This window comes from Aeromonas fluvialis (genome assembly GCF_000819885.1).
GTDB lineage: Bacteria > Pseudomonadota > Gammaproteobacteria > Enterobacterales > Aeromonadaceae > Aeromonas > Aeromonas fluvialis.
On record NZ_CDBO01000040.1, the window covers coordinates 95,453 to 121,519 of the forward strand.

The following is a 26,067-nucleotide window of genomic DNA, read 5'->3' on the forward strand; positions in this document are numbered from 1 at the left end:
ATCCCTCCCTGGGATCCAGTCCCTTAGACGCTGTTGGGATCGACGGCCTTGGCCTTGGCATCGAGAGAGGCCACCACGCCGCGACTGACCAGCTGTTTGAGGCTCTGATCCATGGTCTGCATGCCGTGGGTCATCCCGGTCTGGATCACCGAGTAGAGCTGGGCGATCTTATCCTCCCGGATCAGGTTACGCACCGCCGGAATGCCCATCATGATCTCGTGGGCCGCCACCCGGCCACCACCAATGCGCTTGAGCAGGGTCTGGGAGATAACTGCCCGCAGAGATTCGGAGAGCATGGAGCGCACCATGTCTTTCTCCGCACCGGGAAAGACGTCGATGATACGGTCGATGGTCTTGGCCGCCGACGAGGTGTGCAGGGTGCCAAACACCAGATGGCCGGTTTCGGCGGCGGTCATGGCCAGGCGAATGGTCTCCAGATCGCGCATCTCACCCACCAAAATGATGTCCGGGTCTTCCCGCAAGGCCGAGCGCAGGGCATTGCTGAAGCTCTTGGTATCCCGGTGTACTTCCCGCTGGTTCACCAGACAACGCTTGTTCTCGTGGACGAATTCGATGGGGTCTTCGATGGTGAGAATGTGGTGATGGAAGTTCTCGTTGATGTAGTTGACCATAGCCGCCAGGGTAGTCGACTTACCGGAGCCGGTCGGGCCGGTTACCAGCACCAGACCCCGCGGGAACTCGGAAATCTTGCGGAAGATCTCGGGGGCATCCAGATCCTCGAGGCTCAGCACCGTGCTGGGGATGGTACGAAATACCGCACCCGAGCCACGCGCCTGCTGGAAGGCGTTGACCCGGAAACGGGCCAGATTGGGCACCTCGAACGAGAAGTCGACCTCGAAGTTCTCCTCCAGCTCCTTGCGCTGATGGTCGTTCATGATGTCGTAAATGAGGGCATGCACTTCCCGGTGTTCCAGGGCGGGTAAATTGATCTTGCGAACCTCGCCATCAACCCTGATCATCGGAGGGACCCCGGCCGAGAGGTGTAGATCCGAGGCTTTATGCTTTACACTGAAAGCCAATAACTCTGTGATATCCATAGACTTGTCATTCTCCCATCACAAGATCACTAACGAAATATGAACCAGATTGCCCAGCACCTGTTTCAGGTAAAGGAACGTATTGCCCAGGCCGCCGAACGGGCGAGCCGCAACCTGCAGCAGATCCGCCTGCTGGCCGTGAGCAAGACCAAGCCGGTCGAGGCCATCATGGTTGCCCATGCCGCAGGTCAGCGCTGCTTTGGCGAATCCTACGCTCAGGAAGCAGCGGCCAAGATCGATACCTTGCGCCAACAGTCGAAATATAGCGACATAGAGTGGCACTTTATCGGCCCTTTGCAATCGAACAAGTCCAAACTGGTCGCCGAACGGTTTGACTGGGTGCAAAGCGTGGATCGGGACAAGCTGATCGACCGCCTCAACAACCAGCGCCCAACTACAATGGCACCGCTAAATGTTTGTCTGCAAATCAATATTAGCGGAGAGAGCAGCAAATCCGGAACGTCGGAACAAGAGATTTTCCGCCTTGCCGAGCTGGTCTCCCAAAGTGAGCGACTGGTGCTGCGGGGGCTGATGGCCATTCCCGAGCACACCAGTGACGAGAGCGTACTGGCCGCCCAAATGACCCGCATGCAGACTCTGTTCACCGAGCTTGCGCGACAATACCCCACGGTGGATACCCTCTCGATGGGGATGACCGAAGATCTCGAACTGGCCATCGCCCATGGCAGCACCATGGTGCGAGTCGGTACCGCCATCTTCGGTGCCCGTGACTACTCATAGGCAGGCTGGCGGATAACTCAGACGTCCGCCTCTTGCCGCGAATTCATCAACAGGAGCGTTTGATGGAACACCGAATTCTGGCGTCTGGTGGTGCAGGCAGCGCCAACCCCGCCACGACCCCATGTGCAACAGGAGCATCTGATGCAGCATAGAACGCTGGCCTTTATCGGCGCGGGCAACATGAGCCGCAGCATCATCGCCGGATTGGTCAAGGCGGGTTATCCCGCCGGGCAGATCACAGCCGCCAACCCCAGTCTGCCCAAGCTGGAGGCGCTGGCGAGCGAACATGGCATTCGCATCACCCAGAGTAATGCCGAGGCGGCCCGCGACGCCGAAGTGATCGTGCTGGCGGTCAAGCCGCAGTTGATGGCCGGCATGCTGGCAGCGCTTGTTGCCGAGCTGGGCTCCCTTGAGGGCAAGCTGCTCATCTCCATCGCGGCCGGTATCAAGGTGGTGCGCCTTGGCGAGATGGCCGGTGGCCATGACCGCATCATCCGCACCATGCCCAATACCCCGGCCCTGCTGGGTCTGGGGATGACCGGTCTCTACGCGCCCGAGCATATTGCCGCCGCGGATCGCGACTTTGCCGAGCAGATGATGCAGGCGGTCGGCAAGACCCTCTGGGTGGAGCAGGAGTCCGGCATCAACGGCGTCATCGCCGCGGCGGGCAGTGCCCCGGCCTACTTCTTCCTCTTTATGCAGGCGATTGCCGAAGAGGCAGAGGCACTGGGCTTCTCGCCCGAACAGGCACGCCTGCTGGTGCAGCAGACCGCGCTGGGCGCAGCCGCCATGGTGGAGCGAAACCCCGAGCTGGCGCTACAAACCCTGCGTGATCAGGTCACCAGCAAGGGTGGCACCACAGCCGAAGCCATCAAGACATTCCAGCAACAGGGGCTGATGCCGCTGACTGCGCAAGCCATGCAGGCGGCCGTTGCTCGCGCCACCGAAATGGAAACCCTCTTCTAACAGGAGCCCAGATGAACACTGCTTACTTTCTGATTAACACCGTTTTCGATCTCTACCTGATGGTGATCCTGCTGCGCGTCTGGCTGCAGTGGGCCCGCGCCGACTTCTACAACCCGATGAGCCAGATGGTGGTCAAGCTGACCAATCCACTGGTGATCCCGCTGCGCCGCGTTATCCCGGGCTTTGGCGGCATCGATCTCGCCTCCGTGGTGCTGGCACTGGTCATCGCCTTCGCCAAGCTGGCCCTGCTCAAGAGCATGAACGTGCTGCTGGCGGATTGGCTCAGCATCAGCCTGTTTGCCGCGCTGACCGTGCTGAAGAAAGCGGGTTCGATGATCTTCTGGGTACTGCTGATCCGCGCCATCCTGAGCTGGGTCAGCCAGGGCCGCAACCCCATCGAATACGTGATGCATCAGCTGACCGAGCCGTTCCTCGCCCCTATCCGCCGCGTACTGCCGGCACTGGGCGGGCTGGATCTCTCGGTGCTGGTCGCCTTTATCGGCCTGCAAGCCATCAACTACCTGCTGGGTGACCTGTTTGGCCAGCTGTGGTGGATGATTTGATGCCAGCCGTCCTGCAACAAGGGGATGAACTGGTACTGCATCTGGTGATCCAGCCCAAGGCGAGTCGGGATCAGATCATCGGACTGCACGGCGAAGAGCTGAAAGTGGCCATCACGGCGCCGCCCGTCGATGGCCAGGCCAACAGCCATCTGACCAAGTTTCTGGCCAAGCAGTTCAAGGTGGCCAAGGGACAGGTCACCATAGTGCGGGGCGAGCTGGGACGGCACAAAACCGTCGCCATCGACAGCCCCAAACAGTTGCCGCAAGAAGTGAGTGCACTGCTGAATGACACGCAAGGCTGAATGAATCGGCCTGCGCCCACCGTAGAGATGAGAGGGATGACAGATGAAAACAGCCTGGATGAGTGGCCTGCTGGCACTGCTAATGACCCTGCCGCTCAAGGCAGAACAGATGAAGGAGCTGGGGCCTTGGCTGGTGCACTACAACGCCTTCAACGCCAGCTTCCTCACCCCCGAGGTCGCCAAGGCGTATGGACTGGAGCGCAGCCGCTACAACGCCATCATCAATATCGCGGTACAGGACAAGCAGAAAGTGGCGCAAGCCGTGGGGATCACCGGTGAGGCCAAGAACCTGACCGGCACCCTCCGCACCCTGAACTTTCAGGAGGTAAAAGAGGGGGATGCCATCTACTATCTGGCGACCCTCCCCTACCGCAACGAAGATACCTATCAGTTCACCCTGAAGATCATGGGCGGCGGGCAGCAGCAGACCCTCACCTTCCAGCAGACCTTCTACGTCGACTGAGCAGCAACAGGAGGCCCCGACCAAGGTCGGGGCTTCATTTTATCCATATGACAAGGGCGCCATCAGGGCGCCCTTGTTACATCTATTCCGTACCGCTGCCCTTACAGAGCGAGGAACAGACCGGCCAGACTGCGCCAAGAGGTAGGGTCAGAGTCCCAGCGCCCGGGTGATCTGCAGTTTGAGGGGATCATCCGCCGGATTCTGGTTGGCGCCGTAGCTGGCGATCAGCTTGCCATCGCGCCCCACCAAATACTTGTGGAAGTTCCAGTTCGGCGCATCCCCGTCAGCGGCAGCTGCCAGCCCCTTGAACAGCGGCACCGCATCGGAGCCCCGCACCGCAACCCGATTGAACATGGGGAAGGTGACGCCGTAGTCGCGGCGGCACACCTCGGCAGTCTTGGTCTCGTTGCCCGCCTCCTGCCAGAAGTCGTTGGAGGGGAACCCCAAAATAATCAGTCCTTTGTCCTTGTAGCTCTGGTAGAGCGTCTCCAGATCGCGGAACTGGCCGCTGTAGCCACAGTAAGAGGCTGTATTGACCACCAGCACAACCTTGCCCTCGGTCAGCTGACAGAGGTTGTGGCGCTGGGTGCTGTTGAGCTCCCGCATCTCCACATTGAAGTAATCGGGGCAGGCCGCAGAAGCCGCACCAGCCCCCAATAGCAGTAACAGAGTTAACCATTTCATCGCCAAGACTCCTTTTGTTTTGTCCATCATACGCGGTTACGACAGTTGCAGTTCACGCTCAATGCAGGGGAATGCCGGTCAGCCAGCCGTGGCCCCAGAAAACCAGCAGCGCGGTGGCCGCCAATCCGGCCCCGACGTTGATGCCGGTAGCGGTCCAGTTGGCTGCCGGGCGCGGTGCTTTTTGCCACTCCCGCACCGAAATCCAGATCATGCTCACCAACGCCCACAGCCCGATGCCACCAAACAGCACCAAGGATCGCGCCTCACTGTTGACCAGCAGATGGGCCACCGCCCACAGCAGGGTGCCGAGCAATTGGGGATGCACCAACCAACGGCGCAGATGGTTGGGCCCTTGGCCGGAGAAAAAGAGGATCAGCGCAAAGGGCATCATCACCGTCATGGTCATCGGCCCCCAATCCGGCAGGAAGTAGAGCGGCAGCGAGCTGGCCGACCGCCAACCGGCAATGATGCAGGCGATAGCGACAAACACCAGCAGGGAGAAGAGCCCCTTGTAGCGATTTTCACCCAGCCGCTCGCGCAGCTGCGCCCGATGGGCCACCGCAAAACAGGGGTAGAGATGGATCAGGATAAACAGCGCAACCCCCAGCGTCAGCAGGAACATGCGTCTCTCCTTCTATTTGGTACGACCACTATGCCGTAAAGGGAGAGATGTGCCTATCAAAACCGCGCAGCCCCATGGGGTCAAAGGTGTGGCAAGGCAAAGGCACCGAAAGAAAAAAGCCGATCACAGAGGATCGGCGAAAAGTGCTAAGGGCTGCCAGACATCTCGCAGGATGGGAGATGCCCCAAACGGGGATATTGAGTAGCCGATAACGCGCATTGGCCCAACAGGATCAGCCCTTGAGCTGATAGAGTGCCGCCACGTTGCGCGCAGTGAGCTGAATATTGGTGCTGGCCGTCTCCAGCGCCTCCGGCAGGGACATGGCGCGGTTGACCACGGCGAACACCGCATCCAGCCCGTGCTCATGGACCACACCACAGTCATCGGTCAGGCAACCCGAAATACCGATCACCGGCTTGCCGAACTGCTTGGCACAGCGTGCGACACCGATGGGGGTCTTGCCGTGAATGGTCTGGCTGTCGATGCGGCCCTCACCGGTGATGACCAGGTCCGCATCGGCCACTTCCTCAGCCAGCTTCAGGGCTTCAATCACGATCTGGATGCCGGGCTTGAGCTCGGCACCGAGCAGGCCAACCAGCGCGGCGCCCATGCCACCGGCAGCGCCCGCCCCCGGAATATCCTTCACCTGCTTGCCGAGGGCCTGCTCGATGCAGTCGGCATAGCGGGAGAGGTTGGCATCGAGCTGCGCTACCATCGTCGGGGTCGCCCCCTTTTGCGGGCCAAACACTGCCGAGGCGCCTTTCGGGCCACACAGCGGGTTGTCCACATCGCACGCTACCTCGATAACCAAATCGCTCAAGCGCGGATCCAGACCGCTCAGATCGATGGTCGTCAGCTCACCGAGACCTCGACCGCCCAACGCGATGGCAGAGCCATCGGCTGTGAGCAACTTGCCGCCGAGCGCCTGGATCATGCCGGCACCGCCATCATTGGTGGCACTGCCGCCGATACCGAGGATGAGGTGTTTCACCCCCATCTCCAGCGCAGCCAGGATCAGCTCGCCGGTGCCGACGCTGGAGGTGTTCAGCGGATTGCGCAGTTCCGGCGCCACCAGATGGATGCCGGAGGCGGCGGCCATCTCGATGACGGCGCGCTCGCCATCCCCTAGCAAACCGACGAAGCCCTGAACCTTATTGCCGAGCGGGGCGGTCACCTCGACCGGCAGGATGCGGCCACCGGTGGCATCCACCAGGGATTGCACCGTGCCTTCGCCGCCATCGGCCATCGGCAATTTGACGTAGGTGGCACTCGGCAACACCTGCTTGAAACCGGCCTCGATGGCATCGGCCACCGCCATGGCGCTGAGGCTCTCCTTGAATGAATCGGGGGCGATCACAATTTTCATAGCAATTCCTTAGGCGAGGCCAAACACGCCAAACATCAGGGTGGAGACGGTAGCAATGGTCAGACCGACCGCCGTCTCGTAGGGGATCAGCTTGAGACGCTCGCCCACTCCCATGTGGACGCTGCCACCGGTCGCATGAAAGAAGGAGCCGTGCGGCATGTGGTCAAACACGGTGGCACCGGCGTGGATCATGGCGGCGCCTGCCAGACCGCTGACACCCAGTTCAAGCAGGGTGGAGCTGAAGACGTTGGAGGCCACCACGGTACCGGCAGTAGTCGAGGCGGTTGCCAGCGACATCAGGGCACCGGAGATGGGGGCCAGCAGGTAGGAGGGCAGACCGGAGGCGGTCAGGCCGCTGATCAGCACATCCTTCAGGCCGGAGTTGGCGATGATGCCGGCCAGGGTACCTGTACCCAGCAGCATGATGGCAACCGGTGCCATGCGGGCCAGACCCGAGACCGCAAACTGGTTCACCTTGGTGAACTTGCCCATCATCAGGGCGCCGACCAGGCCACCGAGGGGCAGCGCGATGAGCGGATCCACCACGATACCGGCAACCGGGCGCAGGGCCAGCAGCAGGATGGCGACCAGCGGTGCACTAATGGCAGCGGCAAAGCCAGGCAACTTGCCCCCCTTGAAGCTCACCACCTCGTCGGCTCCGACCTTGCTGCCCCTATTATTGAGGCGCTTGGCCAGCCAATAGGCCATCACCAGACCGAACAGACCCGGGATGATGCCCGCCGCCATCACCGACGTGAGGGGCAGATGGAAGGCGTCGGCCGCCGCAATGGCGTTGGGGTTGGGGGACATGACGTTACCCGCCTTGCCGCCACCGACCATTGCCAGCAGGATCGCCGCCTTGGAGAGGTCGGCACGACGGGCGATGGCCAAGGCAATCGGGGCAACCGTGATGACGGCCACGTCCACGAACACGCCGACCGCGGTCAGGATCAGGGTGGCCAGTGCCAGCGCAAGCAGGGCACGGGTTTCACCGAGCTTCTTGACGATGGTTTCGGCGATGGTGGTGGCCGCGCCCGATTCAATCAGCACGCCCGCCAGCACACCGGCCGCCAGAATCCGCATCACGGCGGTAGTGATCCCCTGGGCGCCGCCGATCATCAGGGCGACGGTCTGGGTCAGGTCGGCACCGCCAATCAGACCACCGGCCAGGGCACCGACGATCATGCCGTAAGCGGGCGGCACCTTCTTCAGAATGAGGATGATGGCGATGGAGAGCGCAGCGATGGCGCCAAGGGCTGTAACCGGGATCATGACGGACACCTTGAATGGGAGTGAATGGCCCCCATTATGGCGATCCGCAATCAGAATTCTTTGGTCAAATAACCAAATATTGCGTCACAAAAAAGACGTAATTTGTTTATTTGTACAATCACAAATCGAGATTGAGGCCGAGATAGAGCAAGAATTTGTCATCTAACTTATTGAAATTCAAACCGGTTATCTGCTCGATCCGGCTTAGTCGATAACGCAGGGTATTAGGGTGGATAAACAGGGCGTCGGCACAGCGATGCAGATCACAATCCTGCAAGAAATAGTGGCGCAGCGTTTTCAGTAGCGTTCCCTTTGCATCCTCTCGCGCCAGCTTCTGCAGCGGGGTGCGCAGCTGATCCGCCTGCCAGGAATCCGCCAGACTCCCCAGTAACACCGGCAGCCGATAATCCTCGAAGAAGTAGACCTGCTTGCGCGGAGCCTGGCGCATGCCACGACGCAAGGTATCCCGCGCGGTCTGGTAGGAGCGCGCCAGCCCGTCGGTGCCGGCGAAGTAATCGCCCACCGCAATATGCACCTTGAAGTGGGGAATACGGGCCAGCAACTGCTTGATGCGGCTGCGTTCCTGCGCCGATTGCCAGAGGCCATCGCTGAGCTGAGCGGGCTTGAGCACCACGATTTCGTCCAGCCCGTTGATGGCCACCAGATTGTCCCGCTCCGGATTTTCCAGCTGATGGACCAGCTCCCGCAGGCGAGCGGGATCGGCCTCCTCCAGCGCCAGCACCGCCACCACCCGTGGCTGGGCCAGATCCAGCCCGAGAAAGCGGGCCGCCTGCAGCAACTGATCGCCCCGCCCCTCGCCACGAATAAGCTGCAGTACCAGCTCCTCCTTGTGGCGCTTGTCCCACTGCAACTGCTCGGTGAGCGCTGCCTGCTCGAGGATCAGCTCGGCGGTCATCCGCACCAGCTCGGCATAAGCGCGCACAACGTCCGGCTCACCGGAGATGCCGATGACCCCGATCAGCGCCCCCTGATAGGTAATGGGCAGGTTGATGCCGGGGCGCACCCCCTTGAGCTCGCGGGCGGTCGCTTCGCTGATCTCCACCACCCGGTTCTCGGTGAGCGCCAGCACAGCCCCCTCATGACGCTGGTGGAGCCGCTCCGGATTGCCGGACGCAATGATAAGACCGCGCTCATCCATCACGTTGACCGAGAACGACAGGATCTTCATCGCTCTGCTGACAATCTGCTGCGCGAGTGTGTCATTTAGCTGCATAACATCTCCGGACAAGGGACGACTGGTGGCCCGCCAACCCGCAGCGGGAAGGCAAAGATGCCACATCATCAAGACAAGCGAGAAGGGGATCGCTAGAATAGGCCACTTTACCCGATGTGTGCCCCGCCATGGAGCAGGAACTTGGTGCTGTCACCTCTGCCCGGGCAGGCCCATCCCTCCGAAATATGGACTCTGCTATGGATTATGAATTTCGCCGCGACCCGTTCGGTGGCTATCGCGCCCGGTTCTCCATGGGCCACGAGGCCATCGGTCAGTGGTTGATCGACGAAGTGGGCAAGGATGAAGAGAAGATCGACGAACTTTTCACCATCATCGATCAGCTCTCCAACCGCACCCGCACTGAGTACCGGCTGCTTGGTGGCGATTACTCACTGCTGCTAACCCACGAAGAGGCGGAGGTGAAGGCCAACGCCCTTAATATCGAGCTGGACGAGGATCTCGACGATCTCGCCTACTACGATGATGAACAGCTGGCCATGTGCGGGCTGGAAGACTTTGCCCAGGTGCTCACCTCCTGGCGCGCCTTTATCCGTAACGAGGATATGGGCTGATTGACCCCGTTTTGCCAATTCAGGCCGACCGCCATGGTCGGCCTTACCAACCAACAGGATTGACTATGTCTATTTACGATTTTGATGACGAACTGCCGGAAGACGAAGAACAGGAATCCACCAAGAAAGTCGCTGCGCCTGCCAAGAAGAAAGGCAAGCAGGTGATGAACACCCAGGTCAACCTGAGCCCGCGCGATGCCAGCCGCCTCAACGGCATGCACGTTGAAGCCATCACCACCCTGGACGACGTCAGCCTGCCGAAGAACGTCATCTTCAAGGCTGGCCTGATCGCCCTGGGTGAGCTGGAAGCCAGCAAGCGCGCCGATATCATCGCCCGCGTGATCGCCGAATCCGGCCGCTAAATCGCCCGGAGAATGGACGCGCCAGCGAATTGTCCATTCCGCCCCATCTCCGCTGGCACAACATAAAAAGCCGGAGCCACTGCTCCGGCTTTTTATGTTGCACGGTTACCCATCCGCAGGCCAGCGCCTGACGGTCAGTTGCGCGGCGTCTTGCCCTTGAACTGCTTGACGCTGCGCTTGGCCTGGGTACGGCGATTGGCCTGCTTGTCGCGGGGCGGGCGCTTGCCCGCGCCACTCGAAGGCTGGTCCGTCACCGGGAAGCCAGCCAGCTCGCTTACCGGCAATTCACGGCCGGTCAGGGCACGGATCGCGCTCAGCATCTCGGCTTCAGCGTGACAAGTGAGCGAGAGGGCCAGACCGCTTCGCCCGGCCCGGGCGGTACGGCCGATGCGGTGCACATAAACGGGGGCACTGGCCGGCAAGTCCAGATTGATCACCACCGGCAGCGCCTCCACATGGATGCCGCGCGCCATCAGGTCGGTGGCCACCAGCACCCGAACCTTGCCCTCTTTGAAGTCACCAAGCGCCTGCTCGCGCACCGCCTGCTCCTTCTCACCGTGCAGGGCCGCCACAGCAATCCCCGCCTTGGCCAGCTTGCGGGCCACCCCGTCGGCATCGTCCCTCGCACTGATAAAGACCAGCACCTGTGGCCACTCGTGGGCCTTGATCAGGCTGATGAGCGTCGGCACCTTGCTGCTCTTGTTGACCAGATAGAGCTGCTCCTCGATATCATCGGCCACGCTGTTGCGGGGATCCGCTTCGACTCGCAGTGGATCCGTCAACAGACCTGCCGCCACCTCATCCAGCTCGGCTGGCAGGGTGGCAGAGAAGAGCAGGGTCTGACGCCTGGTGGGCATGGCCTTGATCAGCCACTGGATATCGGGCCAAAAGCCCATCTCCAGCAGGCGATCCGCCTCGTCCAGTACGAGGGCTCGCACTCCGGCAAGGGTCAACCGCTGCTGACCCAGCAGATCCCGCAGTCGCCCCGGGGTCGCCACCAGCAGTTGCGGCCCCTGTGCCAGCTCGGCCTGTTGCTGCTCCTGCGCCACTCCACCGCACAGGGTCACCAGTCGCATCCCCAACGCTTCGGCAAGACCTTGCAGCACCCCGCTCACCTGAGCGGCCAGCTCGCGGGTCGGCACCAGCACCACACCCTGTACCTCTGAGATGGCGGGATCCAGCCGCTGCAACAGCGGCAGGCCAAACGCCAGGGTTTTACCACTGCCGGTGCGGGCCAACGCCAGCAGATCCCGCTCAGCCAGCGCGGCAGGGATCGCCAGTTGCTGCACCCGGGTCGGGTGCTTGAGGTCAGTTGGCAAGGCCGCCAGCAGGGCAGGCGCGAGGGCGAGTTCGTTAAAGGTCATGGCGTTACGCAGATATCGGCAGAGTGAAGAGGTGGAGGCGAAGTCTAGTGAGCGGGGAGAGAGAAGTAAAACCCAATCCATCATGACCTGCGCAGAGAGAGGGAGGACGACACCAGTTCTGACACCTGGCGAAGAGAGAGCTGTCATGATCGGACACATCACCATACTGCTGCTGATAATCGCGCAGCGTGGCGAGCAACAATGCCGCCGAACAGGCCAAACCGGAGCGAATTGTTAATCCTCATCCCGGTGAACGGCCGGGCCGCTCAATACCGACAAGAGGGGACCATTCATGATGTGGTGCGCGCCATCGAGCAACTTGCCGCGACCGGCACAAGCCCACTGGCAGAACCATAAAAATCCCGCCGAAGCGGGATTTTTGTCGACCTGACGCGATTACAGCACGGCCAGCGCCGCGGCGTAGTTCGGCTCGTCGGCCACTTCGGCGACCAGCTCGCTGTGCAGCACCTTGTCATGCTCATCCAGCACCACGATGGCGCGAGCGGTCAGCCCGACCAGCGGACCGGAGGAGAAGGCAACCCCGTAATCCTCCATGAAAGCCGCACCACGCAGGGTGGAGAGGGTCACCACCTTGTCCAGCCCTTCGGCGCCGCAGAAACGGGACTGGGCGAACGGCAGATCGGCGGAGATGCAGAGCACGACTGTGTTATCCAGCGCGCTGGCCTGCTCGTTGAACTTGCGCACAGAGGTCGCGCAGGTAGGGGTATCAACGCTCGGGAAGATGTTCAGGATTTTGCGCTGACCGGCAAAGCTTGCCAGGGTCACGTCGGAGAGATCCTTGGCCACCAGGGAGAAGGGCTTGGCTTGCTCACCGGCGACCGGGAAGTGACCAGCGACGGAAACCGGGTTGCCTTGCAGAGTGACTGAGTTGCTCATGTGTTATGTCCTTTATTGGTGTAGTAAAAATCCGGGTGATCAGTATAGGGGCGGCGGGACCAGAGAAACACCCGCGAAGACAAGGGATATAAAGGGGTTGACCTTGGACTTAACACCAAGGTTTAGACTCCTTCTCGGTAATCAGGGATCTCGCAGGGGCGGGATCCATCAAGAGGGACTCATCATGAGCAAATCCTGCTGCAATCATCAGCACGCCGCCCCCATCAAGGCCGTCAGCAAGGCGGCCCCCGGCCAGAGTGAACATCACCACGATAGCCACTGCTGCGACAACACCACGCCCGTCAGTTGCTGTTCAACCCCGACGCCTCATGAGCACGCATCCCGTGACGGCAATGAATCACCTGGGGATGAAGAGCCTCCCCGAGGAAGTTACCACGATAAAGCGTGCTGCAGTGCCCCCTTATCGCCGGCTCACGATCATAAGCATGAGCATGAGCATGAGCATGAGCACGATATGCCCCCTGCCGACCCGCTGGTTGCGCCGGAGCAAGGCAACAGCCGCCATAGCTGGCAGGTGATGGGAATGGATTGCCCCAGCTGCGCCCGCAAGATCGAGACCGCCGTCAGCCGGGTGAGCGGCGTGCAGCAGGCGCGCGTGCTGTTTGCCACCGAGAAGCTGGTGGTGGATCTGGCCCCCGGCCTCTCCCCCGATCCCGTCACCGCCGCCGTGCTGGCCGCAGGTTTCCAGCTCAAGGGGGAAAGTGCTGACAAGCAGGCAGCTGGCCGTAAGCAAGCTTCACAACAGCCCCTGCAAGGCAATCTATTCGGTAACTTTTTGGGCAAATATTGGCAGCCCCTGTCACTGGCCGGCCTGATGTTGGTCGCCGCCCTGCTGCCGAAAGAGCTCGGTCAGCCACTCTTTACCCTGGCGACCCTCTGGGGTCTGTGGCCTATCTCCCGCAAGGCGTGGGCGCTGACCAAAAGCGGCTCCCCCTTTGCCATCGAGACCCTGATGACGGTCGCCGCCGTGGGGGCCCTGTTCCTCGGCGAAACCGCCGAAGCGGCCATGGTGCTGCTGCTCTTTATGCTGGGTGAACATCTGGAGGCCTACGCCGCCGGGCGCGCTCGGGCCGGGGTCACAGCCCTGATGGCGCTGGTGCCTGACAAGGCGCTGCGGATCCGTACCACTGCCGAGGGCGAGATGCGGGAAGAGGTAGCTGCCGATGAGCTGCGTCCCGGCGATATCATCGAAATCGCCCCGGGTGCCCGTCTACCTGCCGACGCCCGCCTGCTCGACGCCCTCGGTGCATTTGACGAAAGCGCCCTGACCGGTGAGTCTATTCCGGTGGAACGCCGTCAGGGTGACAAAGTGCCGGCCGGCAGTCTGGCTGCCGATCGAGTGCTGCGCCTTGAAGTCGTCTCCGAGCCCGGCAACAACGCCATCGACCGCATTCTGCACCTCATCGAGGAGGCCGAAAGCCAGCGCGCGCCCATCGAGCGCTTTATCGACCGCTTCAGCCGCTGGTATACCCCGGCCATGATGCTGGTCGCCCTGCTGGTGGTGCTGGTGCCGCCCCTTGCCTTCGGCCAGAGCTGGGACGAGTGGATCTATCGCGGACTGGCGCTGCTGCTGATCGGCTGTCCCTGCGCGCTGGTCATCTCCACCCCGGCAGCGGTCACCTCGGCGCTGGCCGCGGCAACCCGTCAGGGGGCGCTGATCAAAGGGGGGGCCGCACTGGAACGACTGGCCCATATCGACACCGTAGCCTTTGACAAGACCGGCACCCTGACCCTGGGCAAGCCGCAACTGACCGAGCTGGTGAGCCTCAATGGCCAACCGGAGACCGAGTTGCTGGCACTGGCGGCTGCCATCGAGCAGGGCTCCCACCACCCGCTGGCCCGCGCCGTGGTCGCCAACGCGACCGAACAGGGGCTGACGCTGGCGGAGGCCCGCGACCTGCGAGCCCTACCGGGCATGGGCGTTGAGGGACGCATCAACGGCGAACTGTGGCAACTGCTGGCACCGAGCCGGGTGGCGGCCCTGAATATGGAACAGCAAACCCGGATTGCTTCGCTGGAGCGGCAGGGCAAGACCGTTGTGGTGCTCTGCCAGAGCAGCGATGCTCAGGCGTTGCCAGTCGCCCTGCTGGCGCTGCGGGATCAGATCCGGCCGGAGGCGGCGGCTGCGCTGCAAGAACTCCATCAGCTCGGGCTCAACAGCATCATGTTAACCGGGGATAACCCCCGTGCCGCCGAGGCGATCGCCACCGAGCTGGGCATGGGCTGGCGTGCCGGTCTGCTGCCGGAGAACAAGGTAGAAGAGATCGCCAAGCTGGCCAGCACCCGGAAGGTTGCCATGATCGGCGATGGCATCAACGATGCCCCCGCCATGAAACGGGCCAGTATCGGCATCGCCATGGGGGGCGGCACCGATGTGGCGCTGGAGACCGCCGATGCGGCGCTGACCCACAACCAGCTCGGCGGCATCGCCGCCATGATCCGGCTGTCGCGGGCCGCGCTGGCCAACATCCACCAGAATATCGCGCTGGCACTGGGACTGAAGGCCCTCTTCCTGGTCACCAGTCTGCTCGGCATCACCGGCCTGTGGATTGCTGTGTTGGCCGACACCGGCGCCACCGCGCTGGTCACTGCCAACGCCCTGCGGCTGTTGCGCAAGCGCTGATCCCGCACAGCCAGAAACCGTGAAATAACCAATGCCGCCCCACCGGGGCGGCTTTTTTGCAGCCGGTGGCGGAAAATAAAAAGCGCGCCTGCCGGTCGGCAGTCGCGCTTTGCTTACTCTCTCGGAGTTATCCCACCCTTGGCAAGGTGGAAATCAACCCGGGGACGCCGAGCCAGCCCCCAGGCTCAATGGGATTGCTTACTTGGGCGTGCACTCCTGAACAATACCAGTCCCTGGCTTGGCACCGGTTGGATCGACCTTCACCAAGAAACTCCAGTAACCCTGCGGGAGTGTCAGGCTATTGTTCTTTGCGCCAGAGCCGGGCTTGGCATAAGCGAATGCATAACCCACTTCCGGTTCAATGGCTCCACCACCGTTGTACAGGTACTCAAACTTCCAATCCTCATCGGCAAGCTTGAACTCTGTAGTACCGCTGTAGTTAAACACCACTTGATAAATGGCCAGATCCCCATCCATTCCTTTGTAGGAGAGCTGGTGTTCAGGCTTAACGCCCCATTCATTCAAACCGCCTTTGACGAACAGGTTATGTTCCAGCGGATTGCCCGCTACCGTCTCCAGCACCTTGCAGCTCTGCACCGGCTCGGTGAAGCTGACGCTCAGGGTAGGCTTGTCCTTGTTCATGGCGGTAAAGACAAACTTGTAGCTGCCCGCCTTGTCCACATTGAACGGCAGATCCCCGCCGTTGGCGCAGAGCGCGCTGACCTGGCCGATTGCCAACTGGTCGGTATCGCTGCACTTGCCGTAGTTGACGGGGCCGCCCCAGTCGCTGCCGGCGATCTTCACCTGGGTCGTCCCCAGCTGATCCGTCGTCACTTCGGTGGTGAACTCATAGGTGTAGTTGCCACTGAAGCTCATCTTGTTGACCGGATCCCAGGCCCCCAAGAAACCACGGACAAATACCTCGGTATCACCGAAGGGGGGCAGCGTGCTCAGGTCGGTCTTCTTGCCCACCGGCAGGCCCGCGCCCTGTGCGCCAGACTGCGGCTTGACGAACACGGCGGCAGACCAGGCCCCCAGCGTCAGTTGGCCGTTGTCATAGGCGGCGCCGCTGGCGATGCTGTCGACTGCGCGATGCTTGCTGCTCAGCACCATACCGGAGAGATCGATGGGCTGATCGTTGCCGTCACGGAAGTCACCGATACTCTGGCTCTGGTTGCTGGCGTTGATCATCACCACCAGACCGTCGATGGCCGGATCCAGATCCGCCCCTACGCTGGCACCATCATCCACCGTCATGACGATGAGGCCCGGCACCTGATCCGGCCCGGTGTTACGGAAGTCGACCCGCTTGATCACTTCGCTACCGCTACCCAGGGTGAACAGTGGGGAAGAGGCGCGCAGTTCCGCCAGCTCCTGATAGAAGCCGACCATGGTTGCCATCTGTTCCGAGCTGGGTTTGGCATGCATCGGCAGTACTTTTGCAATCAACTCGTAGTTGTCGCGATCCTTGTCGGCACGCGGCAAGCCCTTGTCGTAGTTGTTATCTTGCAAGGTGTAGTCGAGCTTGTTGTACCAGTCACCCGAGTCGTAGCTGTCGCGTTCCATCGATTTGGAGCGCAGCAGTTCGCTACCGGCATGGGTGAACGGAATGGCCTGACCCAGCATGGCGGTCGCCAGCGACACGGCTTGCATCCGCAGCAGGTCGGCGCCTTCCGCAGCCTTGTAGACGTTGATATCAAACAGGGTCTGGTTGTCGTGCTTGGAGACGTAGTTCTGGATCTCGATCGGATCGACCGCATAACCGGCCGCTTGGCCGTTATAGTCGACATCCGCCCCTTTCTTGGGCACGCCATCCTTGTCGGTCAGCACAAACTCTTTCAGGTTGCCGGCCATGCCAAGGCGAACCAGGTCAGCCTGATGCAGCGCGGTGTCCAGCTCGACCTTGCTCATCTCGTTCTCGTCAACAAGTGCGCCGTTACCAAAGCCCTGGGTTTGGCGAATGCCATCACCGCCATCAAACGGGCTGCCGCCACGCACTGCATCACGCAAGCGATCGGAGAAGGAGCCGATGCCGGTGCCGCCGAGGTTCTTCTGGGTGGCCTGCACGAAGCGCTTGTCGTTTTCTACTTCGCCAAAGTTCCAGCCTTCACCGTAGAAGTACATCTCGGGGTTGACCTCTTTGACTGCGGCGAGCGCCTTGACCATCTGATCTTTCGGGTGGTGGCCCATCAGATCGAAGCGGAAGGCATCGACCTTGTAGTCACGGGCCCAGGTCACCAGCGAATCTTCGATCAGCTTGGCGAACATGGCGTGCTCAGGGGCGGTGTTGGAGCAGCAGGTGGAGGTTTCGACGTTGCCGGTATCCTGATTGAGGCGCTGGTAGTACCAGGGCACAATCTTGTCGAGCACCGACTTGTTGCCAAGACCGGCTTCGTTGGTGTGGTTGTAGACCACATCCATTACCACGTTCATGCCGATGTCGTTCTTGATGGCCATGACCATCTCGCGGAACTCTTTGATCCGCGCGGTGCCATCGGCATCGGTAGCGTAAGAGCCTTCCGGCACTGTGTAGTGGAACGGATCATAACCCCAGTTGAAGGAGTCAACGCCACGGATGTAGCTATACAGCGCTTGCACATCTTCACTGCGCGGGTCCAGCGTGGCCAGCACGTCGGCGATGGTGTCGCTACCGGTACAATTAGCTGCATACTTGGCATCATCTTTAACGGCCGGGTTCACCTCGCACAGCTTGCTAAATGGATCGCTGATATTGGCGACCTTGGCCGGATCTTCATTCACGGTGGCGATATCGAACACCGGCAGCAGGTGCAGGTGGCTGACGCCACTCTTGGCCAGCTCTTTGAGGTGCTTGACCGGTGCGCTATCGGTTTCGGTCAAACCGACAAATTTGCCGCGCTTGTCAGCGTCGGTCGATTCATCGTTACCGGTCAGATCGCGAATGTGGGCCTCATAGATCACCATTTTGGCCAGTTCGGCAGCGCTCTTCTGGCTGTGCGGGCTCTTCAGATCATCCCAGCCATCCGGTTTCAAGCTGGCATCATTCAGATCCACCACCTGGCTGTATTCGGAGTTCATCGCCAGGCTCAAGGCGTAGGGGTCGGTGACCTCATATTTTTCAATCTGGCGAGTGAGCGGGTGGTAGACCTCCATGGCATAGCGGTAGTACTGACCGACCAGATCGCTCTCCCCTGCCACGCTCCAGCTGCCGCTGGCATCGTCGAAGGTCATTGCACGTTTTTCGACAAACTCTTTCTTGTCGTTATAGAGTGCCAGCTCGACCTTGGTAGCGGTCGGAGCCCACAGCCGGAAGGTCACCTCGCCACCTTCGACCACTGCACCATAGCCGAGCTTGGTCGCCTCGGGGGCATAGATCGCATCGAGGGCGCCGGCGCTCTGCACCAGGGTGGCCCCCTGCAGGATACCGTCAGTATCGGTGCCGATGGCCACCAGCTCACCCTTGAGCAGGGGCTTGAGATCTTTACCGGCAGGCAGGGAGAAGGCGGCTGCATCCTTGAGATGCGGATATTTGGCCTGCTGCTCGGCAGTCAGACTGGTCGCGGCCAGGCTGATATAGGGGAAATCGAACACGCCATCGGCATTGGCCTTGATGGTGCCCGAGTCAGTGTAATAGAGGCGAACGTGGGGCTTGTCCTTGCCCCCTTGCCAAATCAGGGTATTGCCATCGATCAAATGAGCGCTGGCCCCCGCCACGCCAAAGGCGGCGGTGAAGGCCTCGGTACGGCTGCCGAAGATTTCGTTCTTGCCCGCGACGATGGCCACGGTGCGATCCGAGTGCTCACTGAAGATCACCTTCATATCGCTGCCAGTCAGGTTGGCCAGATCGCCGTTGCGGGCAATAAAGTTGATGCACCCTTCCACCTTGCTGAGTGGGACCACCCAGGCCGGACCAAAGCTGTCGACCTCAGCAGGAGTCTTGCTCTGGTCATCCCACCCGCTATTCAGGCCGCTATCCGCCGTGGCGTTGCAGGCGTCGTTGTTCCACAGATGCAGGCTGTGGTTGGCGAAGGGGCCCGTGACACCGCGCGCTGCGCTGCTCTGGGTATCGACCAGGGCGATCACGGCCTCGTCGGAACCCGCCATCAGCAGCTCGGCCGGGGGCTGGACATTGGGAAGACGAGCGACAGGCTCATCCTGAGGGGGGGGGGTAGGAGTCGAAGAACTGTTGTCGTTACAGCCTGACAAAAGCGCGAGGAGTGAGGCTGTTACCAGCGCCACTTTGGTCTTTTTCATATCCATATTTTTATAATTCCCGCTGTAGTTAGTCTCGATAGTCGAGCACCTGGTCATTGCCAGGCGGTGTCATATTAATCAGCGGCAATCGATTCAAATGTGAGCGGAAGGGCAAAAAAACCATCCTGTTTCAGCAAGATAACGTTTTCAGGCTGAAACTTCGATCCGGCTCACAGACCTCGCGGTCATTTGGCCTCATATCTGGAAAACGGCAGTCACAGGGTCAGAAAAGCAATGTCTGATCCAGTGGATAGACAAGGAGTTAGCGATGAAACGGATTGAAGAGCAGGCAAGACGACTCGATCAGGAGTATCAGGCGATCGGGCAACTGTTCGACCAGTTCTGCCAGCAGGCTGGTGCCCTGGCCGAACAGTATCACTTCTTCAACTGGCCCGATTATGAAGACTCGCCCCCGTTGAGCCGCGCCTTCACCCTGCTCGGGGAACCCCGCGAGCTGCGGCTGCGCTGTCAGCCCGGTGAGCGCTCCGCCCTCAATGGCCTGATCCAGGTGGTCTCGGAGGATGGCGCTATCGATGCCAGCCTCGGGTTTCGCGCCGATGGCCAGTTGCTGCTGGAGTCCGGCAAGCTGCTGGACAACCCGCCAGGACTGCTGCTCAAGCTGATGCTCGGCGCGATCTGGCAACAGAAACCGCAGGCCGATCTCGCACAACAGGAGCACTAGCAGCAGGGCCAATTGTTAACTCGCTCGGGCCATAACGAAAGCAGGAAGCATCCATAATAGTCTGCATCTGTTCAATGCTGGAGTGATGGGATGACGCCAGAGCATCATGCCTCGCTACGCCCAGTCTGCTCGGCAGCAGATGCTTTGCTGCTATTCCGGCTGCAACGGATCCGCCACCTTCCCCTCCAGCCGCCTGACCGGTTTTTGCAGGATCAGGTTGGCCGGATAGGTGACCAGATCGCCGTTGTCATCGCGCACCCGCACGTAGAAGAGACCAATCTCTGTGATGACGCCGGTGACCGAATCATCCTTGTCAAGGATGCGGATCCGATCGCCAATTCGGTAGGGAAAGGCGAAGAAGATGGTAATGCTGGCGGTGATATTGGAGAGGATCGACCACTGGGCCACCATGGCGACCCCCAGCACCGCGAAGAAGGACGACGCGAGCACCACCAGTCGAGAAAAGTCCAGTCCCCACAGACCGACCAGCACCAGCAAGGTGGCGCATCCGAGCAGAAAGTGGAAAACATGTTCCACATAGATGACCCGGCTTTCACTTACCTGCTTGCTCTGACCGAGCGTCATCAAGCTCTTGTGGATCAGCCGCCGGATCAGGGTATGTCCCAGCAACAGCAGTAGTGTGAACCCTATTGATTGCCACATGTTACGCCCCCTACCACCAGCGTCTGTACTTGAGCCAGATAGCCAGACCGATCGCCAGCGTCACCAGCCAACCACAGAAGACCCAGAAAGCGATCGAACTCTCGGCCCCGGGCATCCCGCCGAGGTTGATGCCAAACAGGCCGGTCAGGAAACTGGCAGGCAAAAACAGCAACGCCATCACTGACATCTGGTAAGCCCGGCTGTTGGTCGCCTCCGTCATCAGATTATTGATCTCGTCTGCCAGTACCGCAGTGCGCGCCACCCCGGCATCAAGATCATCGAGCCAGCGCCGCAGCCGGTCGGCGATATCGAGCAGACGGCGGCGATCATCCTCATCCAGCCAGCTGATCTTCTCATTGGCCAGGCGGGCCACCAGATCTCGCTGGGGAGAGAGATAACGGCGGATAATGATGAGCTGTTTGCGGATCAGCGCCAGCTGGCCATTGGCGGGCAGGTCGCGTACCAACACCATCTCTTCCAGATCGAGGATCTTGTCATGCAGCTCCTCAACAAACTCTCCCGCCCGATCCGTGAGGGCATCGCACATTTCCACCAGCCAGTCGCCCGGCGAGTCGGCACCGCCCCCCAGTTCGAGCTGGTTGAACACATCGAGCTCTGAGAGCAGTGGACGACGACGGCTGCTGATGATGAGATCCGGGGTAATGAAGATGCGCAACGCCACCATCTCTTCGGGCCTGTGCTCCCTGTTGTGGTTGATGCCACGCAAGACCAGCAGCACTGTATCCCCCATTCGTACCAGTTTGGGGCGACTGCTCTGACCGAGCAGCGACTCTTTAGCCGCCTCGCTGAGCAAGGGGCTCTGCAGCAGCCAGCGGGCAGCCTCAGGGTTGCCATAATCCAGATGCAGCCAGCCGGGGTGTGCCGCCGGGACCTCGCTTCCTGCTGCGAGCGGCGCCATGCCCCCCTTGCCATCCAGGGTCAGGGCATAAATTACATCAGTGGGCACCCGATCCATCTCGTCTCCTTCTCGTTGCATGTGCTGGGCCCAGCTTACACCAAAGGCGGGGCGGACTCAGCCCCGCGCCGGACGGAAGATAGCTGTGTTAACATGCCCACTCCCGTTTTTTGCCCGCTTTAACTACAGGAAACCATGCCATGCCCATCTGGGTTGATGCCGATGCCTGCCCCATTCCGGTCAAGGAGATCCTCTACCGCGCCGCCCACCGCGCCCAGGTCGTCACCACCCTGGTGGCCAATCAGGGGTTGCGGGTGCCGCCCTCACCCTTTATCAAGACCCAGCAGGTGGAGAAGGGATTCGATGTGGCAGATCATGTCATTGCCCAGCAGGTTAAGCCCGGCGATCTGGTGATCACCGGCGATATTCCCCTCGCCGCCTGGGTCATCGATGCCGGTGGTCAGGCGCTCAACCCTCGCGGCGAGATCTACACCCGCGAGACCATCAAGGCGCGGCTCGGCATGCGCAACTTTATGGAAGAGCTGCGCTCAGCCGGCGTGCAGACCGGCGGCCCGGCCCCCTTCAACGCCGCCGACAAGCAGCGATTCGCCAACGCCCTCGACAAGTGGCTGGTCAAAGGCAAGCTGTAAAGAGACCCTAAAGGCGCCCTTGCTGGGCGCTTTTTAGCCGTAACATCCTGATTTTTAAAATAACAGCTGACCACAACCATCAGGCTGGTAAGATGCGCCGCCATCTTGTCCACACCGTAATCATCATGACCGCTCAAGGGCACCTGCTCTTCTCCGTTACCTGCACCCTGATCGCCCACAAACTGCAGCTCACTCCGGCCCTGGCCGATGCCAGCCTGTGGCAGACCATACCCGCCGCCCTGGCCAGCGCCCTGTTGCCCGACCTCGATCACCCCAGATCCGTGCTGGGACAGCGACTGCCGTGGATCGCCAAACCCCTGTCACGGCTGCTTGGTCATCGCGGCTTCACCCACAGCCTGCTGGCCGTCGCCGCCGCCATTTGGGGGCTCAATCAAAGCCTGCCACCGGGCACCCTGTCGATGGGGATCAAGGATGCCCTGATCGTCGGTTATCTCAGTCATCTGCTGGGGGACTGGCTCACCCCGGCAGGCATTCCGCTCTTCTGGCCCATCAAGCGCCGCTTCCGGCTGCCGGGCTGGCCACTGCGCAGTGGCGGCGCCATCGAAACCGGCTTTTGCACCCTCACCCTGCTGGTTGCCAGTTGGTGGACCAGCGGTCTCCCCTTGCACTAGCACAGGATGGTAAGAGGGAGGCGGGGGGCGTTCAAATTTCCGCCACATCCGGTGCCACATTCTGGTATGATGCGCGGCCTTAGCGCTCGCGCATCCCCGTTTTCTCCGATATAGAGTCCTTTTGTGAACAACAGCGAATTTAGCAGCCTCAATCTCTCCCCCGCCCTGCAAGAGAACCTCACCAGCCTGGGTTACCTGCAGATGACCCCGATCCAGGCCCAGAGCCTGCCCCTGGTGCTCGATGGCAAAGACCTGATCGCCAAGGCAAAAACCGGCAGCGGCAAGACTGCCGCCTTCGGCCTCGGCCTGCTGGCCAAGCTCAACGTCAACCGCCTCGAAGTGCAGGCGCTGGTGCTCTGCCCGACCCGCGAACTGGCGGATCAGGTGGCTCAGGAGATCCGTCGTCTGGCGCGCGCCCTGCCCAACGTCAAGCTGGTCACCCTGTGCGGCGGCACCCCGACCGCACCTCAGTCCGCCACCCTGAGCTTTGGTGCCCACATTGCCGTCGGCACCCCGGGTCGTATTCTCAAGCATCTGGAGCAAGGCACGCTGGAGCTATCCGGCCTCAAGACGCTGGTGCTGGACGAAGCGGATCGCATGCTGGACATGGGCTTTGGCGAAGATATCAACCGGGTCATCAGCTATGCCCCCGAGCGCCGTCAGACCCTGCTCTTCTCCGCCACCTATCCGGAAGGGATCGCCCAGATGAGCCGTGGCGTGCAGCGCAATCCGGTCGAGGTGAGCGTGGAGTCCCTGCACGAAGGCAGCGCCATCGAACAGAAGCTCTACGAAGTGCCTGCCGGTCAGCGCCTCGATGCCCTCACCTGGCTGCTGAGCCACTACCAGCCGAGCTCCTGCGTGGTGTTCTGCAACACCAAGCGCGCCTGTAACGACGTGGCCGACCATCTGGCTGCCAAGGGCTTCTCGGCGCTGGCATTGAACGGCGATCTGGAACAGCGCGAGCGGGATCAGGTGCTGGTGCGCTTTGCCAACGGCAGCGCCACCATTCTGGTGGCCACCGACGTGGCGGCCCGTGGTCTCGACATCAAGGAGCTGGGCGCCGTCATCAACTACGAGCTGACCTATGATCCGGAAGTGCACGTGCATCGCATCGGCCGTACCGGTCGTGCCGGCCAGCAGGGTCTGGCTCTGAGCCTCTATCAGCCGAACGAGGCCCAGCGCGTCAACTTCATCGAAGAGTACCAGCAGGCCCCGATGCCGCTGGGTGATCTCGACAGCATCGGCCGCGATATCAAGCCGATCGCCCCGCAGATGGTGACCCTCTCCATCGATGCGGGTCGCAAGACCAAGGTGCGGGCCGGTGACATTCTAGGCGCCCTGACTGGCGAAGGCGGCATTGCCGGCGCCGATGTCGGCAAGATCCAGATCGCCGAGCAGTACTCCTACGTCGCGGTGAAGCGCAGCGTAGGGAGCGCCGCCCTCAAGCGGTTGCAGGAAGGCAAGATCAAGGGTCGCAGCTACCGCGCCCGCAAACTGGGCTAAGGTTCTTTGCAAGCCGTTAGCCAGACCACAGGCGCCTGACAGGCGCCTGTTTCATATCTCCGATGCCGCCATGCGGCAAGACAGGCACCATGACCCAAGCAATCCAAACCGATGTGAGCTGCCAGAACTGCGAAGCCTGCTGCTGCCGCCTCGAAGTGATGCTCTTTACCGATACCGGCGTGCCGGACCGTTATGTACTGGAAAGGGAAGGCGAGATACCGGTTATGCGCCGGCTGGACGATGGCTGGTGCGCTGCCCTCGACCGCAACACCATGATGTGCCGTATCTACGAGGTGCGGCCGCTGATCTGCCGCGAATTCGAAATGGGTGAGCCCGACTGCGTTGACGAGCGGGACAAGTGGTTTATCACCCTGAAGTGACCCGGACGCTCGACCGCACTCTCGACCACACTACCCGCGATGATGTGCCACATCCATGAGATGCGGCCGCTGACCTGCCGTGAAATCGAAATGGGCGAGCCCGATTGCGTCGACGAACGGGACAAGTGGTTTATCAAGCTGGCGTAAATGGTGGAGAGGGCGTTCAAGGCCCTTTTGATTGTTGGCGTTGGCGACCGGTGGTGATCCGTCAGGAGAGCGCCAACCCGATGGAGAGCAGCAGGCTGAACAGAAAGGCGCTGATGGCTGTTTTCTTCAGGGCGCCGGTCAGCACCTCGCCATCGTAGCTTTCGCGCAAGGTACGGGCCGCATCGCTGAGAGGCTTCATGGCGGGCAGGAAGATCCACGGCCAGAAACTGGCGGGCTGAGTCAGGATAAAGGCGATGGTCGCCAGCAGCGCAGCCCCCAGCAGCACCCAGTGATAGGCGATGGCGCGGTTGCGGCCAAGGCGCACCGCCAGGGTGATCTTGCCGCTGGCGGCGTCGGTCTCGATGTCGCGCACATTGTTGATATTGAGCACGGCGGTGGCCAGCAAACCACAAGCGGTAGCGGGCAGCAGCAGATCCCACGCCAGACTCTTGGTAAAGAGGTAGTAGGAGCCGAGCACCCCCAGCAGACCGAAGAACAGAAACACCGAGATATCGCCAAACCCGCGATAACCGTAAGGGGTCTTGCCCACGGTGTAGGTCACCGCCGCGACGATGGCCGCACCACCTAACACCACAAATGCCAAAATCTGCAGCCACTGGCCGCCGAAGGCGCTGCCCAGCAACAGCAGGCCACTGGCCACCGCCGCCAGTGCAGTCAGCGCCATCGCCACGCACATCTGCTTTTGGGTAATAAGGCCGGAGACCACCGCCCGCTGTGGGCCGATCCGCTCACCGTTGTCGGCACCGGAGACCGCATCGCCGTAATCGTTGGCCAGGTTGGAGAGGATCTGCAGCAGGATGGCGGTCAGCACGGAGAGCGCCATGATGGTGCCATCGAAGGCACCGCGGCTGGCAGCCAGCCCCGAGCCCAGCAGGATGGAAGAGCAGGCGAGCGGCAAGGTGCGCAAACGCGCCGCCAGCAACCAAACAGAGAAGGTATTTGTCATATTGTGATGGCCAAACAATCGGATTTTGATCGTGTTAAGGGTTATCGAACCGGATTTGGGTATACTTGGCCCCGGAGAGTGAAGCTCCCGCGGGCGATTTACATGGACGAATGGGCAGATAATATATAGGAAATCCTCGCCCTTTGGCATAAACCTACGGCATCCTGCTACCGGATCGCTCGTT

25 protein-coding genes and 1 pseudogene are annotated in these 26,067 nt (G+C 61.2%); 14 read left to right on the top strand and 12 right to left on the bottom strand.

The features are described from left to right. Nucleotides 1-23: 23 nt before the first annotated feature. The gene (tapT, locus tag BN1125_RS08990) at nt 24-1,058 is read right to left on the bottom strand and encodes a type IVa pilus ATPase TapT (RefSeq protein WP_033135532.1); all 1,035 of its coding nucleotides are present in this window, start codon (nt 1,056-1,058) and stop codon (nt 24-26) included. A 39-nt stretch (nt 1,059-1,097) separates the two neighbouring features. Between tapT and BN1125_RS08995 the strand changes: the two genes are divergently transcribed. The 5 genes from BN1125_RS08995 to BN1125_RS09015 all read left to right on the top strand — a co-directional run bounded on the left by BN1125_RS08995 (nt 1,098) and on the right by BN1125_RS09015 (nt 4,093). Continuing rightward, entirely contained in the window at nt 1,098-1,799 is a 702-nt protein-coding gene (locus BN1125_RS08995; RefSeq protein ID WP_042011908.1) for a YggS family pyridoxal phosphate-dependent enzyme, read from the top strand. 141 nt (nt 1,800-1,940) lie between these two features. Further along, on the top strand, nt 1,941-2,765 hold the full coding sequence (gene proC, locus BN1125_RS09000) for a pyrroline-5-carboxylate reductase (RefSeq protein WP_042011909.1): 825 nt from the start codon (nt 1,941-1,943) through the stop codon (nt 2,763-2,765). An 11-nt stretch (nt 2,766-2,776) separates the two neighbouring features. Further along, complete coding sequence (locus tag BN1125_RS09005; protein WP_042011910.1) at nt 2,777-3,328, top strand: YggT family protein; 552 nt, start codon at nt 2,777-2,779, stop codon at nt 3,326-3,328. Continuing rightward, nucleotides 3,328-3,630 (top strand): DUF167 family protein YggU, encoded by a 303-nt coding sequence (gene yggU / locus BN1125_RS09010; RefSeq protein ID WP_042011911.1) that lies wholly within the window; start codon nt 3,328-3,330, stop codon nt 3,628-3,630. Before BN1125_RS09005 ends, yggU begins: the two co-directional genes overlap by 1 nt. 43 nt (nt 3,631-3,673) lie before the next feature. Continuing rightward, entirely contained in the window at nt 3,674-4,093 is a 420-nt protein-coding gene (locus tag BN1125_RS09015) for a DUF4426 domain-containing protein (RefSeq protein WP_042011912.1), read from the top strand. 147 nt (nt 4,094-4,240) lie between these two features. Here BN1125_RS09015 and BN1125_RS09020 read toward each other — a convergent pair whose 3' ends face one another. From BN1125_RS09020 to BN1125_RS09040, 5 genes are all read right to left on the bottom strand, one after another. After that, nucleotides 4,241-4,777 (bottom strand): glutathione peroxidase, encoded by a 537-nt coding sequence (locus BN1125_RS09020; protein WP_042011913.1) that lies wholly within the window; start codon nt 4,775-4,777, stop codon nt 4,241-4,243. A 58-nt stretch (nt 4,778-4,835) separates the two neighbouring features. Beyond that, complete coding sequence (locus tag BN1125_RS09025) at nt 4,836-5,399, bottom strand: NnrU family protein (RefSeq protein ID WP_042011914.1); 564 nt, start codon at nt 5,397-5,399, stop codon at nt 4,836-4,838. Nucleotides 5,400-5,631: 232 nt separating this feature from the next. Then, entirely contained in the window at nt 5,632-6,765 is a 1,134-nt protein-coding gene (locus BN1125_RS09030; protein ID WP_042011915.1) for a glycerate kinase, read from the bottom strand. Nucleotides 6,766-6,774: 9 nt separating this feature from the next. Next, on the bottom strand, nt 6,775-8,037 hold the full coding sequence (locus BN1125_RS09035) for a GntP family permease (RefSeq protein ID WP_042011916.1): 1,263 nt from the start codon (nt 8,035-8,037) through the stop codon (nt 6,775-6,777). A 118-nt stretch (nt 8,038-8,155) separates the two neighbouring features. After that, complete coding sequence (locus BN1125_RS09040) at nt 8,156-9,271, bottom strand: sugar diacid recognition domain-containing protein (RefSeq protein WP_042011918.1); 1,116 nt, start codon at nt 9,269-9,271, stop codon at nt 8,156-8,158. A gap of 197 nt (nt 9,272-9,468) precedes the next feature. Between BN1125_RS09040 and BN1125_RS09045 the strand changes: the two genes are divergently transcribed. Both BN1125_RS09045 and BN1125_RS09050 read left to right on the top strand, forming a co-directional pair. Beyond that, nucleotides 9,469-9,843: a YacL family protein gene (locus tag BN1125_RS09045; protein ID WP_042011919.1), complete on the top strand. Its 375-nt coding sequence runs from the start codon at nt 9,469-9,471 to the stop codon at nt 9,841-9,843. A 65-nt stretch (nt 9,844-9,908) separates the two neighbouring features. Further along, nucleotides 9,909-10,205, top strand: a complete 297-nt coding sequence (locus BN1125_RS09050; RefSeq protein WP_042011920.1) for a hypothetical protein — start codon at nt 9,909-9,911, stop codon at nt 10,203-10,205. A 134-nt stretch (nt 10,206-10,339) separates the two neighbouring features. Here BN1125_RS09050 and BN1125_RS09055 read toward each other — a convergent pair whose 3' ends face one another. Beyond that, nucleotides 10,340-11,569 (bottom strand): DEAD/DEAH box helicase, encoded by a 1,230-nt coding sequence (locus BN1125_RS09055; RefSeq protein ID WP_042011921.1) that lies wholly within the window; start codon nt 11,567-11,569, stop codon nt 10,340-10,342. Between the two features lie 396 nt (nt 11,570-11,965). Then, the gene (gene tpx / locus BN1125_RS09060) at nt 11,966-12,466 is read right to left on the bottom strand and encodes a thiol peroxidase (RefSeq protein ID WP_042011922.1); all 501 of its coding nucleotides are present in this window, start codon (nt 12,464-12,466) and stop codon (nt 11,966-11,968) included. Between the two features lie 184 nt (nt 12,467-12,650). On the opposite strand from tpx, the gene BN1125_RS09065 reads away from it, so the two are divergent. After that, on the top strand, nt 12,651-15,110 hold the full coding sequence (locus tag BN1125_RS09065; protein ID WP_042011924.1) for a zinc/cadmium/mercury/lead-transporting ATPase: 2,460 nt from the start codon (nt 12,651-12,653) through the stop codon (nt 15,108-15,110). Between the two features lie 198 nt (nt 15,111-15,308). On the opposite strand, the gene pulA is transcribed toward BN1125_RS09065, so the two are convergent. Continuing rightward, a complete protein-coding gene (gene pulA / locus BN1125_RS09070) occupies nt 15,309-19,349 on the bottom strand; it encodes a pullulanase-type alpha-1,6-glucosidase (RefSeq protein ID WP_084202291.1) in 4,041 nt (1,346 codons plus the stop codon). Nucleotides 19,350-19,611: 262 nt separating this feature from the next. On the opposite strand from pulA, the gene BN1125_RS09075 reads away from it, so the two are divergent. Continuing rightward, entirely contained in the window at nt 19,612-20,025 is a 414-nt protein-coding gene (locus BN1125_RS09075) for a hypothetical protein (protein ID WP_042011926.1), read from the top strand. A 150-nt stretch (nt 20,026-20,175) separates the two neighbouring features. Here the strand turns inward: BN1125_RS09075 and BN1125_RS09080 are convergent, their stop codons facing one another. Together BN1125_RS09080 and zntB are read right to left on the bottom strand one after the other, a co-directional pair. Then, nucleotides 20,176-20,688: a mechanosensitive ion channel domain-containing protein gene (locus tag BN1125_RS09080; RefSeq protein WP_042011928.1), complete on the bottom strand. Its 513-nt coding sequence runs from the start codon at nt 20,686-20,688 to the stop codon at nt 20,176-20,178. 10 nt (nt 20,689-20,698) lie between these two features. Further along, complete coding sequence (gene zntB, locus BN1125_RS09085) at nt 20,699-21,664, bottom strand: zinc transporter ZntB (RefSeq protein WP_042011929.1); 966 nt, start codon at nt 21,662-21,664, stop codon at nt 20,699-20,701. Nucleotides 21,665-21,804: 140 nt separating this feature from the next. On the opposite strand from zntB, the gene BN1125_RS09090 reads away from it, so the two are divergent. From BN1125_RS09090 to BN1125_RS19895, 5 genes and pseudogenes are all read left to right on the top strand, one after another. Then, on the top strand, nt 21,805-22,254 hold the full coding sequence (locus BN1125_RS09090; RefSeq protein WP_042011931.1) for a YaiI/YqxD family protein: 450 nt from the start codon (nt 21,805-21,807) through the stop codon (nt 22,252-22,254). A gap of 125 nt (nt 22,255-22,379) precedes the next feature. Continuing rightward, the gene (locus BN1125_RS09095) at nt 22,380-22,886 is read left to right on the top strand and encodes a metal-dependent hydrolase (RefSeq protein WP_042011987.1); all 507 of its coding nucleotides are present in this window, start codon (nt 22,380-22,382) and stop codon (nt 22,884-22,886) included. A gap of 123 nt (nt 22,887-23,009) precedes the next feature. Continuing rightward, nucleotides 23,010-24,389, top strand: coding sequence for an ATP-dependent RNA helicase DbpA (dbpA, locus tag BN1125_RS09100; protein WP_042011932.1), 1,380 nt, complete (start codon nt 23,010-23,012; stop codon nt 24,387-24,389). An 89-nt stretch (nt 24,390-24,478) separates the two neighbouring features. Further along, nucleotides 24,479-24,769, top strand: a complete 291-nt coding sequence (locus BN1125_RS09105; RefSeq protein ID WP_042011933.1) for a YkgJ family cysteine cluster protein — start codon at nt 24,479-24,481, stop codon at nt 24,767-24,769. A gap of 39 nt (nt 24,770-24,808) precedes the next feature. After that, nucleotides 24,809-24,916: pseudogene (locus tag BN1125_RS19895) on the top strand (YkgJ family cysteine cluster protein); the annotation flags it as partial. A gap of 61 nt (nt 24,917-24,977) precedes the next feature. On the opposite strand, the gene BN1125_RS09110 reads toward BN1125_RS19895, so the two are convergent. Then, complete coding sequence (locus tag BN1125_RS09110) at nt 24,978-25,883, bottom strand: 1,4-dihydroxy-2-naphthoate polyprenyltransferase (RefSeq protein ID WP_042011989.1); 906 nt, start codon at nt 25,881-25,883, stop codon at nt 24,978-24,980. Nucleotides 25,884-26,067 lie beyond the last annotated feature (184 nt).

Coding starts and splice junctions, on each gene's coding strand:
- BN1125_RS09065 (WP_042011924.1), top strand. CDS start 12,651: ATGAGCAAATCCTGCTGCAATCATCAGCACGCCGCCCCCATCAAGGCC.
- BN1125_RS09075 (WP_042011926.1), top strand. CDS start 19,612: ATGAAACGGATTGAAGAGCAGGCAAGACGACTCGATCAGGAGTATCAG.
- BN1125_RS09025 (WP_042011914.1), bottom strand. CDS start 5,399: ATGTTCCTGCTGACGCTGGGGGTTGCGCTGTTTATCCTGATCCATCTC.
- BN1125_RS09015 (WP_042011912.1), top strand. CDS start 3,674: ATGAAAACAGCCTGGATGAGTGGCCTGCTGGCACTGCTAATGACCCTG.
- BN1125_RS09090 (WP_042011931.1), top strand. CDS start 21,805: ATGCCCATCTGGGTTGATGCCGATGCCTGCCCCATTCCGGTCAAGGAG.
- yggU (WP_042011911.1), top strand. CDS start 3,328: ATGCCAGCCGTCCTGCAACAAGGGGATGAACTGGTACTGCATCTGGTG.
- BN1125_RS09095 (WP_042011987.1), top strand. CDS start 22,380: ATGACCGCTCAAGGGCACCTGCTCTTCTCCGTTACCTGCACCCTGATC.
- BN1125_RS09055 (WP_042011921.1), bottom strand. CDS start 11,569: ATGACCTTTAACGAACTCGCCCTCGCGCCTGCCCTGCTGGCGGCCTTG.
- BN1125_RS09050 (WP_042011920.1), top strand. CDS start 9,909: ATGTCTATTTACGATTTTGATGACGAACTGCCGGAAGACGAAGAACAG.
- pulA (WP_084202291.1), bottom strand. CDS start 19,349: ATGGATATGAAAAAGACCAAAGTGGCGCTGGTAACAGCCTCACTCCTC.
- BN1125_RS09020 (WP_042011913.1), bottom strand. CDS start 4,777: ATGAAATGGTTAACTCTGTTACTGCTATTGGGGGCTGGTGCGGCTTCT.
- BN1125_RS09030 (WP_042011915.1), bottom strand. CDS start 6,765: ATGAAAATTGTGATCGCCCCCGATTCATTCAAGGAGAGCCTCAGCGCC.
- BN1125_RS08995 (WP_042011908.1), top strand. CDS start 1,098: ATGAACCAGATTGCCCAGCACCTGTTTCAGGTAAAGGAACGTATTGCC.
- BN1125_RS09080 (WP_042011928.1), bottom strand. CDS start 20,688: ATGTGGCAATCAATAGGGTTCACACTACTGCTGTTGCTGGGACATACC.
- BN1125_RS09045 (WP_042011919.1), top strand. CDS start 9,469: ATGGATTATGAATTTCGCCGCGACCCGTTCGGTGGCTATCGCGCCCGG.
- tpx (WP_042011922.1), bottom strand. CDS start 12,466: ATGAGCAACTCAGTCACTCTGCAAGGCAACCCGGTTTCCGTCGCTGGT.
- proC (WP_042011909.1), top strand. CDS start 1,941: ATGCAGCATAGAACGCTGGCCTTTATCGGCGCGGGCAACATGAGCCGC.
- tapT (WP_033135532.1), bottom strand. CDS start 1,058: ATGGATATCACAGAGTTATTGGCTTTCAGTGTAAAGCATAAAGCCTCG.
- BN1125_RS09035 (WP_042011916.1), bottom strand. CDS start 8,037: ATGATCCCGGTTACAGCCCTTGGCGCCATCGCTGCGCTCTCCATCGCC.
- BN1125_RS09110 (WP_042011989.1), bottom strand. CDS start 25,883: ATGACAAATACCTTCTCTGTTTGGTTGCTGGCGGCGCGTTTGCGCACC.
- BN1125_RS09005 (WP_042011910.1), top strand. CDS start 2,777: ATGAACACTGCTTACTTTCTGATTAACACCGTTTTCGATCTCTACCTG.
- BN1125_RS09105 (WP_042011933.1), top strand. CDS start 24,479: ATGACCCAAGCAATCCAAACCGATGTGAGCTGCCAGAACTGCGAAGCC.
- BN1125_RS09040 (WP_042011918.1), bottom strand. CDS start 9,271: ATGCAGCTAAATGACACACTCGCGCAGCAGATTGTCAGCAGAGCGATG.
- zntB (WP_042011929.1), bottom strand. CDS start 21,664: ATGGATCGGGTGCCCACTGATGTAATTTATGCCCTGACCCTGGATGGC.